Annotated in this window: 17 protein-coding genes; all 17 read left to right on the top strand. The window is 27.3% G+C overall.

The features are described 5' to 3' along the window. Positions 1 to 631 precede the first annotated feature (631 nt). Complete coding sequence (gene rpmF / locus BOBLI757_RS02055; RefSeq protein ID WP_046305045.1) at positions 632 to 805, top strand: 50S ribosomal protein L32; 174 nt, start codon at positions 632 to 634, stop codon at positions 803 to 805. Between the two features lie 20 nt (positions 806 to 825). Next, positions 826 to 1,863 carry a phosphate acyltransferase PlsX gene (gene plsX / locus BOBLI757_RS02050; RefSeq protein ID WP_071840892.1) on the top strand — a complete coding sequence of 346 codons (1,038 nt, stop codon included), beginning with the start codon at positions 826 to 828 and terminating at the stop codon, positions 1,861 to 1,863. A gap of 11 nt (positions 1,864 to 1,874) precedes the next feature. Next, complete coding sequence (locus tag BOBLI757_RS02045) at positions 1,875 to 2,828, top strand: beta-ketoacyl-ACP synthase III (protein WP_046305043.1); 954 nt, start codon at positions 1,875 to 1,877, stop codon at positions 2,826 to 2,828. A gap of 21 nt (positions 2,829 to 2,849) precedes the next feature. Further along, the gene (gene fabD / locus BOBLI757_RS02040; protein ID WP_046305042.1) at positions 2,850 to 3,779 is read left to right on the top strand and encodes an ACP S-malonyltransferase; all 930 of its coding nucleotides are present in this window, start codon (positions 2,850 to 2,852) and stop codon (positions 3,777 to 3,779) included. Positions 3,780 to 3,794: 15 nt separating this feature from the next. Next, complete coding sequence (gene fabG, locus BOBLI757_RS02035; protein WP_046305040.1) at positions 3,795 to 4,529, top strand: 3-oxoacyl-[acyl-carrier-protein] reductase; 735 nt, start codon at positions 3,795 to 3,797, stop codon at positions 4,527 to 4,529. A gap of 116 nt (positions 4,530 to 4,645) precedes the next feature. Further along, positions 4,646 to 4,882, top strand: a complete 237-nt coding sequence (gene acpP / locus BOBLI757_RS02030; RefSeq protein ID WP_046305039.1) for an acyl carrier protein — start codon at positions 4,646 to 4,648, stop codon at positions 4,880 to 4,882. A 195-nt stretch (positions 4,883 to 5,077) separates the two neighbouring features. Continuing rightward, the gene (gene pabC, locus BOBLI757_RS02025; RefSeq protein WP_046305037.1) at positions 5,078 to 5,887 is read left to right on the top strand and encodes an aminodeoxychorismate lyase; all 810 of its coding nucleotides are present in this window, start codon (positions 5,078 to 5,080) and stop codon (positions 5,885 to 5,887) included. Positions 5,888 to 6,057: 170 nt separating this feature from the next. Next, positions 6,058 to 6,705, top strand: coding sequence for a dTMP kinase (gene tmk / locus BOBLI757_RS02020; RefSeq protein ID WP_046305035.1), 648 nt, complete (start codon positions 6,058 to 6,060; stop codon positions 6,703 to 6,705). Next, positions 6,681 to 7,682 (top strand): DNA polymerase III subunit delta' C-terminal domain-containing protein, encoded by a 1,002-nt coding sequence (locus tag BOBLI757_RS02015; RefSeq protein WP_238954644.1) that lies wholly within the window; start codon positions 6,681 to 6,683, stop codon positions 7,680 to 7,682. The genes tmk and BOBLI757_RS02015 overlap by 25 nt, the downstream gene beginning before the upstream one ends. 49 nt (positions 7,683 to 7,731) lie before the next feature. Continuing rightward, positions 7,732 to 8,520 (top strand): YchF/TatD family DNA exonuclease, encoded by a 789-nt coding sequence (locus tag BOBLI757_RS02010; protein WP_046305033.1) that lies wholly within the window; start codon positions 7,732 to 7,734, stop codon positions 8,518 to 8,520. A 320-nt stretch (positions 8,521 to 8,840) separates the two neighbouring features. Further along, positions 8,841 to 9,188, top strand: coding sequence for an HIT domain-containing protein (locus BOBLI757_RS02005; protein ID WP_046305031.1), 348 nt, complete (start codon positions 8,841 to 8,843; stop codon positions 9,186 to 9,188). 180 nt (positions 9,189 to 9,368) lie between these two features. After that, positions 9,369 to 9,968 (top strand): hypothetical protein, encoded by a 600-nt coding sequence (locus tag BOBLI757_RS02000; RefSeq protein WP_052712346.1) that lies wholly within the window; start codon positions 9,369 to 9,371, stop codon positions 9,966 to 9,968. Positions 9,969 to 10,051: 83 nt separating this feature from the next. Beyond that, complete coding sequence (locus tag BOBLI757_RS01995) at positions 10,052 to 11,278, top strand: FtsX-like permease family protein (RefSeq protein ID WP_052712345.1); 1,227 nt, start codon at positions 10,052 to 10,054, stop codon at positions 11,276 to 11,278. Continuing rightward, entirely contained in the window at positions 11,268 to 11,960 is a 693-nt protein-coding gene (gene lolD, locus BOBLI757_RS01990; protein ID WP_046305029.1) for a lipoprotein-releasing ABC transporter ATP-binding protein LolD, read from the top strand. Before BOBLI757_RS01995 ends, lolD begins: the two co-directional genes overlap by 11 nt. Before the next feature lie 31 nt (positions 11,961 to 11,991). Beyond that, positions 11,992 to 13,245, top strand: a complete 1,254-nt coding sequence (locus tag BOBLI757_RS01985) for an FtsX-like permease family protein (protein ID WP_046305028.1) — start codon at positions 11,992 to 11,994, stop codon at positions 13,243 to 13,245. 397 nt (positions 13,246 to 13,642) lie between these two features. Then, positions 13,643 to 14,749, top strand: a complete 1,107-nt coding sequence (mnmA, locus tag BOBLI757_RS01980) for a tRNA 2-thiouridine(34) synthase MnmA (protein WP_046305026.1) — start codon at positions 13,643 to 13,645, stop codon at positions 14,747 to 14,749. 387 nt (positions 14,750 to 15,136) lie between these two features. Further along, entirely contained in the window at positions 15,137 to 16,519 is a 1,383-nt protein-coding gene (gene purB, locus BOBLI757_RS01975; RefSeq protein WP_046305024.1) for an adenylosuccinate lyase, read from the top strand. Positions 16,520 to 16,973: the final 454 nt, after the last annotated feature.

The following is a 16,973-nucleotide window of genomic DNA, read 5'->3' as shown; positions in this document are numbered from 1 at the left end:
TAAACATCAAAAATTAAGTGTTATAAAAAATACATTCTATATGTTTTTGTTATTTTGTTGCAATGGATTATTAAGTAGTGAAATTATTTTATTTTGGTTTACTTGTTTTTAAGGCAAATATTAGCAATACATGAAATTTATTTATGATACTTGAATTTTTGTAATTACTATTATATTAAAATAGTTGTTAATTTTTAAAATTTGTAATTTCATTATTTTTTTTAGTTATTTGTTTATATCGTTTTGTTATTTTAATGTTACAAATAGAAACAACAATACATGTTTACATGGTATTATGTACAATGCGTCAGTTATATCAATTATAAAAAACGTTTTATTTTGATTATATAAATAAATTTAGTTAATATATTGTTAATTTTGTATCAATTATTTTATAAATCGTAATTGATGAAATTTGTATAATATAATAATATAAATATGCTTAATTACATATGATTTCTGTTAACATTTGTGTTGAACGAAGCGATCATTATATTAGTTGTGGGCAAAACATTAGGAATACCTACATTACTAATATAAGCAACATATATGAAATTGTCTTCACATTGTATTTTATGGTGCTAGATTATTCAGTATTATCATGATTTGATTTGTTAAAAGAGGTAATGTTATGGCTGTACAACAGAATAAACCTAGTAGGGCTAAACGTGGTATGAGAAGATCTCATGATTCATTAATGATTTCTGCTATGTCGATTGATAGTAACTCTGGTGAAATACATCGACGTCATCATATTACTACTGATGGTTTTTACCGTGGTTACAAAGTTATTAAAAATAAATAATAACCAAAAGGGTAATATAATTGAGACGTCTAACTCTAGCATTAGACGCAATGGGTGGCGATTTTGGTCCTGCTGTTACGATACCTGCGGCAGTACAGGCTTTGGATTTATATCCTAAGCTTGACTTGTTGGTTGTTGGTAACCTTGATGTAATTCATTCTATTTTAATAAAAATAAAATGTAGTTTGTTGAAGAGAATCACCATTATTCCTACTGAATCGGTTATTAGTAGTGAGAGTAAGCTTTCACATGCTATTAGAGTTAGTCGTGGTACCTCTATGCGGGTTTCTCTTGAACTCATTAAAAATGGTTTTGCTCAAGCTTGTGTCAGTGCTGGAAATACTGGTGCATTAATGGGATTATCAAAATTGATATTAAAACCCATAAAAGGTATTAATAGACCGGCATTAACAACAGTTTTACCTAATCAAAAACAAGGTAAAACTGTTGTATTAGATTTAGGTGCAAATTTAGAATGTACTGCAGAAATGTTAGTGCAATTCGCTTTAATGGGTTCAGTTTTAGTTGAACAAATTATCGGTGTCAAGTATCCAAAAGTTGCGTTATTAAATATAGGAGAAGAAGAAATAAAGGGGCTAAATAATATTCGTCAAGCTGCTGAAATGTTACGTAGTATTGCATTGATCCATTACATTGGGTATCTTGAGGCGAATGAATTGTTAATGGGAAAAACTGATGTTTTAGTATGCGATGGATTTACTGGTAACATTACATTAAAAACTATGGAAGGAGTGATAAAAGTTTTTCTTTCGTTACTTAAAAATTCAGGAAAACATGTTAAATCAGCATGGTTGATCCAATTAGTGAATAATTGGATAAAAAAACGTTTAGTTAATCATTTTAGTCAATTGCATCCCGACCAATATAATGGTGCTTGTTTACTGGGATTACGTAGTATTGTAATAAAAAGTCATGGGGCAGCTAATCAACGAGCATTTACTGCTGCTATTAATCAAGCAATACAAGCAATAAAACATCACATACCAGAACGGATAGCTGTTCGTTTAGATACAGTATTATCTAAAAATAGTAATTAAAATGTATAGGCATGTATACTAAAATCCTTGGCACAGGAAGTTATCTTCCAGCTCATATTCGATCTAATGCCGCTTTAGAGAAAATGGTTAATACGTCAGATGAATGGATAGTGACTAGAACAGGTATACGAGAACGTAGAATTTCTAGTGATGATGAAACTGTATCCAGTATGGGTTGTTATGCCGCAGAGCAAGCATTGGATATGGCTGGTATGTCGGCAAATCAGGTCGGTATTATTATTGTGGCTACAACATCGTCTAGTCATGCTTTTCCTAGTTCAGCTTGTCAAATTCAACGTGATTTAAAAATGGGAGATAGCATTGCTTTTGATTTATCAGCCGCTTGTGCTGGTTTTGCTTATGCATTAAGTGTAGCAGATCAATATATAAAAAATGGCATGATAGAATATGCACTAGTAATAGGTTCAGATACTCTCAGTCATACCTTGGATCCTAAAGATCGTGGTACATTAATTTTATTTGGTGATGGTGCAGGTGCAGTTATATTAGGTCGTTCAGAAACTCCTGGAATTATTTCAACTCATTTACATGCTGATGGTCGTTATGGTGATTTATTGACCCTTCCTTATTATAATCGTAAATTTCCTGCAATTTCTTATTATTTAACTATGTCAGGGAGTAAAGTTTTTAAAATAGCAGTTACCGTTTTAGCTCATATTGTGGATGAAACTATGCATGCAAATAATCTTGATAGAGGTCAATTAGATTGGCTGGTGCCGCATCAAGCCAATATTCGTATTATTTACGCTATGGCAAAACGATTGGGTATGGAAATGGATAAAGTTGTGATAACATTGGATAGACATGGTAATACGTCTGCTGCTTCTGTGCCACTAGCATTGGATGAGGCGGTAAGAGATGGGCGTATTAAACCAGGGCAATTAGTTTTATTAGAAGCATTTGGCGGCGGATTCACTTGGGGGTCAGCGTTATTAAGATTTTAATTTTAAATATATTGAATGATAATGACTAGATTTGGTATGATTTTTCCTGGGCAAGGATCTCAAACGATAGGTATGTTAAAGAAACTAGCAGAAATGTATTCTATAGTTAAAGAAACTTTTGATGAGGCATCGTCTATATTGCAATATGATTTGTGGCATTTAGTACAAAAAGGTCCAGTTGAAGAACTTAATAAAACATGCAAGACTCAGCCTGCTATTTTAACTGCTTCTGTATCTATTTGGCGTATTTGGAAGCAACAAGGGGGAAAGAATCCTCAGTTCATGGCTGGGCATAGTTTAGGAGAATATTCTGCGTTAGTCTGTGCTGGAGTAATAGGTTTTTTAGATGCTGTTAGTTTAGTTGCGTTAAGAGGAACGTTAATGCAACATGTCATACCTGTTGGTGGAGCTGCAATGGCAGCTATTATAGGATTAGATAGTACTATTGTTGTAAACATTTGTACCCAAGTAGAGCAAAATCAAGTAGTTGAAGTTTCAAGTTTTAATGCACCGGATCAAGTAGTTATTTCCGGACATAAAGCAGCAGTAGAACGAGTGATTACAATTTGTAAAGAGATAGGTGCTAAAAAAATATTTTTATTACCCATCAGCGTACCGTCTCATTGTAAGTTAATGCAACCTGTTGCAATACAGTTGTCAAAAATTCTTAAAAAAATAATTTTTTATACTCCACGCATTCCAGTAATTAATAATGTTGATGCAGATGTGGTACATTGTCCAGTGAACATTCGACAAGCATTGGTTAGACAGTTATATCAACCAGTACGTTGGACAGGAATTTTAAAATATTTAATGAATCAAAATATTAAAGTATTGTTAGAAATAGGGCCTGGCAATGTTTTAACAGGTTTAACAAAACGTAACATTGATTCTGTATTTGTTTCGTCTATAAATAACCCATCCACATTAGTTGCATACATTATACAATGATCATTGAGGTAATTTATGAATTTTAAAGGAAAAGTTGCATTGGTAAGTGGTGCTACTAGTGGTATAGGTCGTAGTATTGCTGAAACATTGTCTATGCATGGTATTACTGTTATAGGTACGTCTACCAGTAAGTTGGGAGCAAAAAATATTAGTATTTACTTGGGAAGTCATGGAAAAGGTATGGAACTTGATGTTACGAATCAATATTCGATTGATTTTTTTTTGAAAGAAATATTTTTAGAATTTGGTTGTATAGATATATTAATAAATAATGCTGGTATTGTAAGAGATAATATCTTAGTTAATATGCAAGAAAATGAATGGCAGAAAGTTATCGATACTAATCTTACATCTATATATCGTATGTCGAAAGCTGTGATACGACCAATGATAAAACAACGTTATGGCAGAATTATCAATATTGGCTCCGTTGTTGGTTTGATAGGAAATATTGGACAAACAAATTATGCAGCTACTAAAGCGGGATTAATTGGATTCAGTAAATCACTTGCTCGTGAAGTAGCTACACGTGGTATAACAGTTAATATTGTATCTCCTGGATTTATTGATACAGGAATGACTGCCATTTTAACAGAAAAACATCGATTACAAATTTTATCTAAAATTCCGGTTAATAAATTCGGCACCGTGGAAGATATTTCTAATGTTGTAGTTTTTTTAGCTTCTGATGAAGCTGGATATATTACTGGTGAAAATATTAATGTTAGTGGTGGTATGTGCATGTTGTAAAAACTTGAAACATTTTTTGTTATTTATACAGTGTACTGGTATAGAAAATTTAATTCTGATGTTTATTGCAATTAGTGATAAAATAATCGAGTATTGTGTTTTACAGGAACAAAAAAATGAGTACTATTGAAGAAAGCGTTAAAACAATTATTGCCGAACAATTAGGTGTCAAAAAGGAAGATGTCGTAAATGATGCTTCTTTTGTTGAAGATCTTGGAGCAGATTCTCTTGATACTGTTGAATTAGTTATGGCATTAGAAGAGGAATTTGATACTGAAATTCCTGATGAAGCAGCAGAAAGAATTACTACTGTTCAAGCAGCTATTGATTTTATTAAAGGTCATCAAAAATAATTTCAATTAGTAATATTTTTCTTTTGTTAATTTTATTAAATTTTTATGAATTGTTTGATGAAATATTTTTAAATATATAAAACTTATAGTTTTGTGTTACTTATAATAATTAGTGGATTTGTACAGTATTTAAATTTTATTTGTTAATTTATTTTATTTGTTATACTTCAATAAAAATAGTTTGTGTCGTAAATTATGTATTGGATTAACGGGGTGTTTCATAAAAAACTATCGATACTAAATCGTATCATTCAATTTGGTGATGGATTTTTTACTACCGCTAGATTGCAAAACAGTATGATTTTATTATTAGATTGGCATATTGAAAGATTAGAAACATCATCAACAAGATTATTATTTAATAATATAAATTTATCTTTATTACGTCAAGAAATGCAAGTAGTAGCAGATAAATGCATTAATGGCGTAATTAAGGTAATAGTTAGTAGAGGTAATGGAAAATGGGGGTATAATTTTGATGATAAAAGTACACCACCTGTACGGATTATTGTTTATAATCCCATGCCAAAATATTATACTACCTGGTTAAAAAATGGTGTTAAATTGTCTGTTAGTCCTATAAGATTAGCACGAGATATATTTTTTTCTGGTATTAAACATTTGAATAGATTGGAGCAAATTATTATTAATGCATATTGTAATAAAAATATTAGCGATATGGCGTTGGTGTTAGATACTGAAGATAATATAATAGAGTGTTGTAACGCAAATATTTTTTGGCGTAGAGATATGAAAGTATTTACCCCATCATTGACGCATGCTGGAGTTTTTGGGGTAATGCGTCGTAAAATATTGACACTTTTACCTACATTGGGATATCAATATCAAGAAATTATGGTTGGACTTGAAGGTATTTATGAAGCTGAAGAAGTATTTATTACTAATTCTTTACTTCCTGTAGTATCCGTAAATTCAATTGAACAACACGTTTATTCAAATAAAAAATTATTTAATTTATTAAATTTCTATATTGCAAATGAATAACGTGTTTGTTTTTTATTTCAGAAAATGTCATTTAATACTTTATAGTGATATGTATATTTATATACGTGAAAGTTGTTTTATTGTTCATTAATTTTTATTAAAAATTTTTGTGTTTATTATTATATAATGATTATTGTGTTGAGATTTAAATAAATTATAATTCAAATAAAATGAGAGTGAGAAGTAAATTTATTGTAGTAGAAGGTTTAGAAGGATCAGGAAAAAGTAGTGCAGTTAAAAAGATTGCAGATATATTACGACAGAAGTATGGATTAGTTGATCTTATTATTACACGTGATCCTGGAGGCACGTTGTTATCTGAAAGTTTGCGTAATTTAATTAAAAAAGGGGTAAATGACGAATTAATTACTGATCATGCTGAATTGTTAATGTTCTATGCTGCACGTGTGCAATTAATAGAACAAGTAATTAAACCTTCTTTGTCAAAAAATATTTGGGTAATCAGTGATAGATATGATTTGTCTTCACATGCTTATCAAGGAGGTGGGAGAGCGATTGATGTCATGTTATTAAAAGCATTACGTAATTTAGTAATAAAAAACTTTCAACCCGATTTGACTTTTTATCTTGATGTTTCTCCTATCGTTGGTTTATCTCGTATTTTTATACGAGATACATCATTAGATCGGATTGAAAGGGAATCTTTAGATTTTTTTAATCGTGTTCGTTCTTGTTATAGATTGATGGCGTCTAAAAATCATCGAATAATAACCATTGATGCTCATCAAACATTACAGGATGTACATAAAGAAATTTTTATTTATTTAAAAAAATGGTTAATGGTTCAGGGCGCATGAAGATACATTGGTATCCTTGGTTAACTAATTTATATAAAAAGATATTATTATCTTATCAAATCGGTAAAGGACACCACGCATTGCTTTTGCATAGTAATCAAGGTAATGGTCAAGATGTATTGATATATGCTATTAGTCGTTGGTTAATGTGTAAGAATCCTAATGGTATTAAATGTTGCCGTACATGTCGCAATTGCATATTAATGAAATCAAATTGTCATCCTGATTATCATGTAATTGCACCAGACAAAGGAAATGCTCATATAGGAATAGAAAATGTTAGAGTTTTGATTGAAATGTTACGTAGATGTGCATTCCAAGATGGAGTAAAAATTATATCATTAATGCATAGCGAACTTTTAACAGAAGCAGCAGTCAATGCGTTGTTAAAAATTCTTGAGGAACCTCCTGACAATACCTATTTTATATTGGGTTGTTATAGTTATTTGCGATTATTGCCTACCTTGTTAAGCAGGTGTTGTTATTGGTCATTAACGTCACCACAAGAAACAGTAGGTTTAGATTGGTTAAAAAAACATGGAATAAAAAATATTTTACATGCTTCTTCTGCATTGCGTTTATGTAATGGTGCACCATTAGCCGCGCAATGTTTATTAGAATCAAAATGTTGGCAATTACGACTTCATTTATGTGCACTTATGCTAGATGTTGTAGTCAAATCTAATTTTTTTGATTTACTTCCATTATTATGTAATCAAAATAATGATAATGTTTTATGTTGGTTGATTAGTTTGTTAATTGATGCACTAAAATGGCAATTAGGAATGAAAAATTTATTAATTAATATAGATCAGAAAAAATTAATTTCTTGTATTGCTGTTAATTGGACTACGAAAATACTACATGATCAATTGAAGGGATGGATACAATGTAGATATTATTTACATAATATTAATGGTATAAATAAAGAACTATTATTATTACATCAATTGTTTAATTGTATGCAGTCAAATTAATAAATTGTTGTATTAAATTAAATTTACATAAGGAATATAAGGATGAATTATGTTTTTAATTGATTCTCATTGTCATTTAGACAAATTAAATTATGAAACATTGCATAAAGATGTGACTGATGTTTTGGATAAAGCTCAAGTAAAAAACGTAGCATTAGTTTTAACAGTTGCCACTACTTTAATGGATTTTTATAAAATAAAAAAAATAGTTGGTTGTCGTGATGATGTTTTATTTTCTTGTGGAATTCACCCTTTAAATTTAGATAACTGTTATGATATCATGGAGTTACGTCGTTTATCTTGTGATCAAAATGTTGTAGCTTTGGGAGAAACTGGTTTAGATTATTATCATAGTACAAATAATAAAGATAAACAAAAAAAGATGTTTCGTGAACATGTGCGTATTGCATGCGAGCACAATAAACCATTAATTGTACATACTCGTCATGCATGCCAAGATACTTTAAATATTTTATATGAAGAACAAGCAAGTAAATGTGGTGGTGTAGTGCATTGTTATTCTGAAGATAAAAATGCTATGAAATTGTTGTTAGATATTGGTTTTTATATTTCGTTTTCTGGTATTATCACTTTTGGTTTATCTGAATCGTTACAGGAAGCCATACAATATGTCCCCTTAGATTCTATGCTTATAGAAACTGATGCACCGTATTTATCTCCTGTGCCTTATCGAGGACAAGAAAACCAACCTGCTTATGTATATTATATTGCCAAACATTTAGCAAAACTAAAAAATATAACTTTAGAATATTTGTCAGATATAACTACTAATAATTTTTGCAGACTATTCAATGTAAAAAAGAATTTTATTAGTTGATAATATAGTAATTGTTTTATAAGTTGATAATTATTTTTGACAATGATTATTGTTGTTGTGTTATTTTTATTAAAAAAATTTTTATGGTACTATATATATAAAAAAAGGATAATGTTTTGTTATGTATTTTTTATTTTATTTAATGCTATATGAGATTATCTATTTTAAAATTTATTTTAAGAGTAAAATGTATGATCATTATATTAATAATAAAATAGAATATTGTTTGTATTAAAAGATAATGTACACCAAGTAGGAAACTTTTCCGTTTATTTACATATTTTATAATATGTTATTTTAATTTGTATACAAGTAAAATTATGAATCATGATACGATTTTTAGTAAAATCATTACACACAAAATTCCTGCTGATATTGTATATCAAGATAAGTATATTACTGCTTTTAAAGATATTATGCCTAAAGCTCCTGTTCATATATTGATTGTACCTAATATCATTATTCCTACTGTTAACGATGTAAAAATGTGTCATGAACCTATTTTAGGTAAATTATTTACTGTAGCAGCAAAAATCGCTAAACAACATGGTATTCATGAAAACGGTTATCGTTTAATTATTAATTGCAATCATCATGCTGGACAAGAAATTTTTCATTTTCATATGCATTTATTAGGCGGTAAATATCTTGGTCCTTTAATAGAGTAGTTTTGTTAATTGTTGTTTTAATAACCAACTAACAAATTGATAATTATGAATATGTTTTAACAATTGTAGTATATGATAATATATCGTTTAATAAGTATAAGTATGTAATATGCTAATATTGTAATATAAAAATTACTGAGTTACATTTTTTGGACTTAATTTATATTTAGTAAATAATATATGTATATTAAGTTAAATGAAAATAAAAAAAAATTTTTGATTTCTGTTATAGTTAATACATTTTGTGTTATTTATAGTAATTTTTCTTTTTATGGTTTTAGTGTCATGCAAGATATAAAAATGAATTCATTATTTAATGCAAAGTTTGTTGTATCGAATGTTGTTGATATCGTACCTGTTCCTCCCAAATTAAAAATATTAAACTGGGAAATTATTTTATTGCCTATAATCAAACAAATTTTTTTCATTTCTGAAATTGAAGTTAATAGTATACTGTTAATAAGTAAAATGAAAAATGCTACCAATGGTACTTTACATACAGATAGAGCTACAACTGCATTAAAAAATATTATTTCACAAGATGATAGGTTTAGTATTGTAACAAGTGATCAATTAAATAAGGCATATGTAGCATTGGGGTTATTATGGGAAGATAATTTGGAATCCTGTGTTACAGCTATAAGTTTAGGGCGATATTTAGGAGCGAAATATTTGTTATATAGTATTGTAAAAGGGGATATTAAACATCCTATTTTAGAACTACAACTTATTTTAGTAAAAACTGGTGAAATAATTTGGTTATTTAAAGATGTTATCTGATTGATAGAACGAATTATTGGTATTGTTGTATTTTTTTAATTTATGTAAATCATTAACGATAATCAATAAAAATTTTATTAAAATTGAACACAAGAATACATCAACCTATTATATTTTATATAGCATTACGTTATATTTTTAGGCCATTAACACAACAATTTAGTAGTTTTTTGTTTTGGTCATCTACTGTTATGACAGCTATTGGTGTAATGTCATTAATTGTAGTATTATCGGTAATGAACGGATTTGAGAATGAATTAGAAAAAAATGTTCTTCAATTTATTCCTCACGTACTCATAACAAATACAGAAAAAAAAGTTAATATTGGAAAAGCTCCTCTTTCTATTTTTAATTTATTCAAGGATTGTACATGTATTACTTCATTAACGATTAGTGATGTAATATTAAATACTGTAAATAATATAAGTATTGGAGTAATGTTAGGAATTAATCCTAATGATTTTGAGCCATTAGGATCTTATTTAATGGATGATACTTCTATAAATGAATTAATAGGAGGTGAATATCGGGTAATTTTAGGCAAACAATTAGCTGAACAACTAGGAGTACAAAAAGGAGATACAATTCGATTAATAGTTCCTAGCGTAAGTGATGTAACTCCAATAGGACTTATTTTTAGTCAACGTTTGTTTAAAATATCAGGTATTTATGATGCTAATAGTGAAGTAAATACGTATCAGATATTAGTACATCAACAAGATGCCGCACGATTAATGCACTATCCAGATGGTTATGCTACTGGATGGAGATTATTTTTTAAACATCCTTTAATTGTACATAGTTTCAAACAACGACATTTATTATCTAATGATTTAATATGGGAAGACTGGCGTGTTCATAAAGGTAGTATATTTCAAGCAATGTGTTTTGAAAAAAATATGATGAGTTTGTTATTGAGTTTAATTATTATGGTAGCAATATTTAATGTAGTTGTATCTCTTAGTATTTTAGTTATAGAAAAAAAAATAGATATCGCTATTTTGCAAACACAAGGTTTAAAATCTTACCAAATTATATTAATATTTATTATTTATGGTCTTAGTGCAGTTATTTTGGGTTCTATGTTAGGAATATTTTTAGGATTATTTTTAGTAAATTATTTAAATTGGATAATATTTAATTTACATTGTATATCATTGTATGATATTCAAATACCAGTTTTAGTTAAACCATTGCAAATTTTTTTTATTGTCATGTGTTCTATGATTTTATCTTTTATTATCATCATTTATCCTTCTTATCGCGCTGTACTAACTTATCCTACACAAATATTACGCCATGCTAAATAGTTTATCATTACTGTCATGTTGCAATCTCAGTAAACATTATTTAGATGGCTCATCTTGTGTTCATGTATTGAATAATATCAATTTTTCTTTAAAGTTTAATGAAATGGTAGCGATTTTAGGTAATTCAGGTTCTGGAAAAACAACACTGTTGCATTTATTAGGCGGTTTGGATGTACCTAGTGGCGGTGAAGTAATTTTTGAAGGACAATCTTTATATAAATTATCTGTAAATTCACGTACAATTATACGTAATAACCGTTTAGGTTTTATTTATCAATTTCATCATTTATTATCAGATTTTAATGTTATAGAAAATGTAGCTATGCCATTGATGATTGGTGGAATGAAAACACAACAAGCAAAAAATAAAGCAAAAATAATGTTACAAGCAGTAAATTTAGAAAAAAGATTATATCATCGTCCTTCTGAACTTTCTGGAGGTGAAAAACAAAGAGCAGCTATTGCACGTGCTTTAATAAGTTGTCCTGTATTAGTTTTAGCTGATGAACCAACGGGTAATTTAGATCAAGATAATGCAGAAAATGTTTTTCAATTGTTAAAAAAATTTAATAAATATAATGGTGTTGCTTTTGTGATAGCAACTCATGATATTCAACTGGCGAAACGTATGCACCGTCAATTAAAGATACATGGCGGAAAGATTGTTTTGATAAATGATTAATCATTAAAAATATATAAGTTAAGATAAGTAAATGAATCTTCCATTATCATTACAACTTGCATTGGGGTTTTATAGAGGATACAATCGTGTTAGTAAAATATCATTAATTCATATTATTTCTATATTTGGAATTTCTCTTGGTGTATCAATATTAATTATTGGATCAAGTGCTATGAATGGATTTCAATATGAATTAGAACATCGAATTTTAGCTACAGTGTCGCATATTGAAATTAAATCTATTAATCCTACTACCATCAATCAGTTGTGGTCTATTTGTCATCGAATAAAAAAAATACCAGACATTACTTCTATTTCTTTTTATACTGATTTTATTGGTCTTATTGAATCTAAAAATAAATCATACCCTCTTTATATAAAAGGCATGCGTGTAATACAAGGGGTGAAAACAGTTGGTTGTCCTGATATAGTGGATAAAAGTGTGTGGCAATTATTCAAGAGTAAATGTCAGCAGATTATACTTAGTAAAGAAATGGCTAATATTTTAAAAATACAACAAGGTGATTGGGTTACTGTCATTATTCCTAATAATAATTCAATTGGTAATAAGTTATTATTTCCTAAACGTATTCGCTTGCAAGTTTTAGGTTTTTTTTCGTTAAGCAATTTTTTTAGTTATAATTTTGCGTTAGTTCCTTTGCAAGACGCTCAAATATATTTAAATAGAGATCTAGAACAAAGTATTGAGGGTATAGCAATTAAAGTAAATAATATATTTCAAGTAAATAAAATAATAACTAAATTTATAACAATTATTAATAATCGAAATATTTATATTAATAGTTGGATGTATAAATATGGCTATATATATAAAGATATTCAAATGATTCGTATTATTATTTATTTATCTATGCTATTAGTAATTTTAGTTACCTATATAGGTATAATTAGTGTATTGATGATATCAATTAAAGAAAAGAGTCGTGATATTGCAATATTAGTAACGTTTGGAGCTAAAAAATTTTTAATTACAACTATTTTTATTTGGCATAATTTATTAATGGGATTGTGTGGTATTTTCATTGGAGTAATATTTGGAATATTAATTTCAATTAATTTAACAACATTATGTAATAAATTAGAATACATTATGGGGCATCCATTACTATCTGAGGAAATTTATTTTATCAATTTTGTACCGAGTGTTTTATTATTTAATGATATTTTTTATATTGTAGGTATAGTTTTACTGTTTAATTTATTAGTGAGTCTGTATCCAGCAGTATATGCAAGTTATATTAATCCAGCTAAAATTTTAAGATGAATTTTTATATTTAATAACGTATAATATTTTATAAAAATTTACAATAATTAAAAATATAATATTTGTGTTATTTTTTTGTGTAAGTAAATATAGTGACGGTTTTTCGTTAAATACATATTTATTGGGTGTTTGTTTTTAAATAATGAAATATTTTATTGATTATTATATATTTAATAAAATTTACTTTTTAATATTACATTTATCAATCAATGTGAAGTATTTTTGCTAGATAAAAACAAAAGTATAATTTTATTTTATTTTTTTAAATTTTTTATTAAAATAGTTATCGTATTCTAATTTTTTGTTTTATACATATACAATATATTATCAGCTAAAATATAGACAATAGTTTCGTAAAATCTATTTGTAAAAAAAATTCATTTTATTTTTAAATTCTATGTCAGATAATTTTTCAAAAAAAGTTGTTATTGCTATGTCTGGAGGTGTTGATTCTTCTGTTTCTGCTTGGTTGTTGCAAGAACAAGGTTACAAAGTGGAAGGAGTATTTATGAAAAATTGGGAAGAAGATAATGATCATAAATCTTGTTCTTCCGCAAAAGATTTAGCTGATGCTCAAGATGTGTGTAATATGCTTGGAATTTTTTTATATACTGTAAATTTTTCTGCAGAATATTGGGATAATGTTTTTAGAATATTTTTATCAGAATATCAAAAAGGGTGTACACCTAATCCTGATATTCTATGTAATAAAGAAATTAAATTCAAGACATTTTTAGAATTTGCTATAGAAGATTTATGTGCAGATTTTATTGCTACAGGGCATTATGTACGTCGTATTAATATTGATCACAAAATTTATTTAGCTCGCGCTGTAGATAAAAATAAAGATCAAAGTTATTTTTTATATACATTAAAATACCAACAGCTTCAACGATGTCTCTTTCCTTTAGGTGATATCATTAAGAATGAAGTTAGAAATATTGCAAAAAAATTAAAATTTATTACTGCAACAAAAAAAGATTCAACAGGTATTTGTTTTATTGGCAAACGTAAATTTCGAGATTTTCTTGCTCGTTATTTACCTATACAACCAGGTAAAATAGTTACGGTGAAAAGAGAAATAATAGGTTATCATCAAGGATTAATGTATTATACTTTAGGTCAGCGTAAAGGATTAAAAATTGGTGGTATTCGTAATAGTAATGGCAAGCCGTGGTATGTTGTAGATAAGGACTTAATTAATAACTTACTTATTGTTGTTCAAGGTAACGATCACCCTTTATTAAAATCTTATGGACTTATTGCTAAGGATCTTCATTGGGTAAATTCAAATGAATTACAAAAAACTTTTCGTTGTACAGCAAAAACTCGATATCAACAACAGGATATTTCATGTAGTGTACAATTATTCTGTGATAATAAAGTACAGGTAATTTTTGATCAACCAGTTATAGCAGTGACTCCAGGTCAATCAATAGTATTTTATTTGGATGAATTATGTATTGGTGGTGGTATTATTGAAACGCGCATGTCATATATTTGATTTATATTTAAATAATTAATATATTTTATTTTTATTATGAAATAAGTAATGACCTTATGATAAAATAAAATCTGTGTTAAATTACATAATATCTATGTTATAGACATAATATGAATTGTATTAATTTCTTGGCATATATTTTATACAATAATTAACGCGGTAGAATGTAGTGTTGTATTTTTATCTTATATCATACAGATTAAAATTCACTAGTTATTTAATACAATAATTTTATTAGTAGTATGTTTTATATAAAATAATGTGTTAGTTTATAATTATTTTGTTAATAAATTATATTATAATATTGTTGTTTAATTGTAATAAAAATTTCAGTTGTATTTTTAGTAGTTTTATTATAAATAAACACTTTTATCAGAGGTAGTTGTAATGCATTTGTCTCCTTTAACTGTAATTTCTCCCGTTGATGGACGTTACAGTGATCAAGTAAATTTATTACGCGATATTTTCAGTGAGTTTGGATTATTTAAATTTCGTTTACAAGTTGAAATATGTTGGTTTCAAAAATTGGCTTCTTGTGATCAAATTAAAGAGTTACCTCCATTTAACGATTATATTAATGATTATTTAAATTCTATTTTTATTAATTTTAGTCTTGAAGATGCTAAACGAATTAAAGATATTGAATGTATTGTTAATCATGATGTTAAAGCTATAGAATATTTTTTGAAAGAAAAAATTAATAATGAGCCCATTATTCAAAAAGTAAAAGAGTTTATTCATTTTGCTTGTACATCTGAAGATATTAATAATTTAGCTTATGCTATAATGCTTATGACGACTAAACGAGATATTCTGTTACCTGTTTGGTATAAAATAATCAGTAAGATAAAAAGCATGGCAATTGACTACCGTGATTTACCTTTATTGTCTAGAACACATGGCCAACCTGCTACACCTTCTACTTTGGGTAAAGAGATGGCAAATGTTTTTTATCGTTTATTTCGTCAGTATAAAAAATTAAGAAATATAAAAATTTTGGGCAAAATAAATGGTGCTATAGGTAATTATAACGCTCATATCGTAGCATATCCTAATATAAATTGGCATCAAATTAGTGAAGAATTTGTAACGTCTTTAGGTATACATTGGAATCCGTATACTACTCAAATAGAACCACATGACTATCTTGCTGAGTTTTTTAATTGCGTGGCATTATTTAATACTATTTTAATAGATTACGTACGTGATATGTGGAGTTATATTTCTCTGGATTATTTTACTCAAAAAAAAATAGGAAATGAAATAGGTTCTTCTACAATGCCATATAAAATTAATCCGATTGATTTTGAAAATGCTGAAGGAAATTTAGGATTATCAAATGCGATTATGAATCATTTTTCATCTAAATTACCAATATCTCGTTGGCAAAGAGATTTGAGTGATTCTACTGTATTACGAAATATTGGAGTTTGTATTGGTTATTCTTTGATTGCTTATGATTCTCTTTTAAAGGGAACAAAAAAAATTGTAATTAATAAAAATAAATTATTGTCAGAACTAAATCGTCATTGGGTAGTGTTATCTGAAGCCATTCAGACAGTAATGCGTCGATACGGTATTTCTGGTTCTTATGAACTTGTGAAAGAAATTACTTATGGAAAATATGTTGACATTCATGTAATACAATCTTTTATTGATTCTTTAAAAATACCGGATAAAGAAAAATTAAAATTAAAATTGTTGACTCCATCTGAATATATTGGTTATGCTGTAGAATTGGTAAATAATTTAGATAAATATTGTTACTAATTTTACAACAAAAAAAATTAGTTATTAAATAATTTATTTTTTGAGATTTATTAAATATATTTATAAATTACATAATATGTTTTTAAAGTTAATTTATTAGATAATATATATTTTTTAAGGATATATTATATTACTATATTTTAAAAAATTAAAATGCCTTATGTAGATATATTCTTCATTTTATCATGTAAATTAATATTTGATTTTTGATGTAAATAATATAATACAATATTTAGTGATTTATTTACTAAAGTATATGGTTATATGTAGTTAATGTATATTATAAATTATGTATAGTATCAATTGTTATTAAAAATTCATTTTTTATATCCGGATGTTTAGTTAATATAATATGACTATATTTTATTATTATAATATAATGGATTTATGTATGAAGTTAATTATTGTATGTTATATTATAATATTGAAAATAAGTTATAATGAATATACTAAG

It is taken from the genome of Blochmannia endosymbiont of Camponotus (Colobopsis) obliquus, assembly GCF_000973545.1.
Classification (GTDB): Bacteria; Pseudomonadota; Gammaproteobacteria; order Enterobacterales; family Enterobacteriaceae; genus Blochmanniella.
The sequence above is the reverse complement of the archived record's forward strand: the minus strand, read 5'-3'. Positions and strand labels throughout refer to the sequence as shown.

Excerpts from the sequence above, each read along its gene's own strand:
- rpmF (WP_046305045.1), top strand. The coding sequence starts at position 632 with ATGGCTGTACAACAGAATAAACCTAGTAGGGCTAAACGTGGTATGAGA.
- BOBLI757_RS02045 (WP_046305043.1), top strand. The coding sequence starts at position 1,875 with ATGTATACTAAAATCCTTGGCACAGGAAGTTATCTTCCAGCTCATATT.
- fabD (WP_046305042.1), top strand. The coding sequence starts at position 2,850 with ATGACTAGATTTGGTATGATTTTTCCTGGGCAAGGATCTCAAACGATA.
- fabG (WP_046305040.1), top strand. The coding sequence starts at position 3,795 with ATGAATTTTAAAGGAAAAGTTGCATTGGTAAGTGGTGCTACTAGTGGT.
- acpP (WP_046305039.1), top strand. The coding sequence starts at position 4,646 with ATGAGTACTATTGAAGAAAGCGTTAAAACAATTATTGCCGAACAATTA.
- pabC (WP_046305037.1), top strand. The coding sequence starts at position 5,078 with ATGTATTGGATTAACGGGGTGTTTCATAAAAAACTATCGATACTAAAT.
- tmk (WP_046305035.1), top strand. The coding sequence starts at position 6,058 with ATGAGAGTGAGAAGTAAATTTATTGTAGTAGAAGGTTTAGAAGGATCA.
- BOBLI757_RS02015 (WP_238954644.1), top strand. The coding sequence starts at position 6,681 with ATGGTTAATGGTTCAGGGCGCATGAAGATACATTGGTATCCTTGGTTA.
- BOBLI757_RS02010 (WP_046305033.1), top strand. The coding sequence starts at position 7,732 with ATGTTTTTAATTGATTCTCATTGTCATTTAGACAAATTAAATTATGAA.
- BOBLI757_RS02005 (WP_046305031.1), top strand. The coding sequence starts at position 8,841 with ATGAATCATGATACGATTTTTAGTAAAATCATTACACACAAAATTCCT.
- BOBLI757_RS02000 (WP_052712346.1), top strand. The coding sequence starts at position 9,369 with ATGTATATTAAGTTAAATGAAAATAAAAAAAAATTTTTGATTTCTGTT.
- lolD (WP_046305029.1), top strand. The coding sequence starts at position 11,268 with ATGCTAAATAGTTTATCATTACTGTCATGTTGCAATCTCAGTAAACAT.
- BOBLI757_RS01985 (WP_046305028.1), top strand. The coding sequence starts at position 11,992 with ATGAATCTTCCATTATCATTACAACTTGCATTGGGGTTTTATAGAGGA.
- mnmA (WP_046305026.1), top strand. The coding sequence starts at position 13,643 with ATGTCAGATAATTTTTCAAAAAAAGTTGTTATTGCTATGTCTGGAGGT.
- purB (WP_046305024.1), top strand. The coding sequence starts at position 15,137 with ATGCATTTGTCTCCTTTAACTGTAATTTCTCCCGTTGATGGACGTTAC.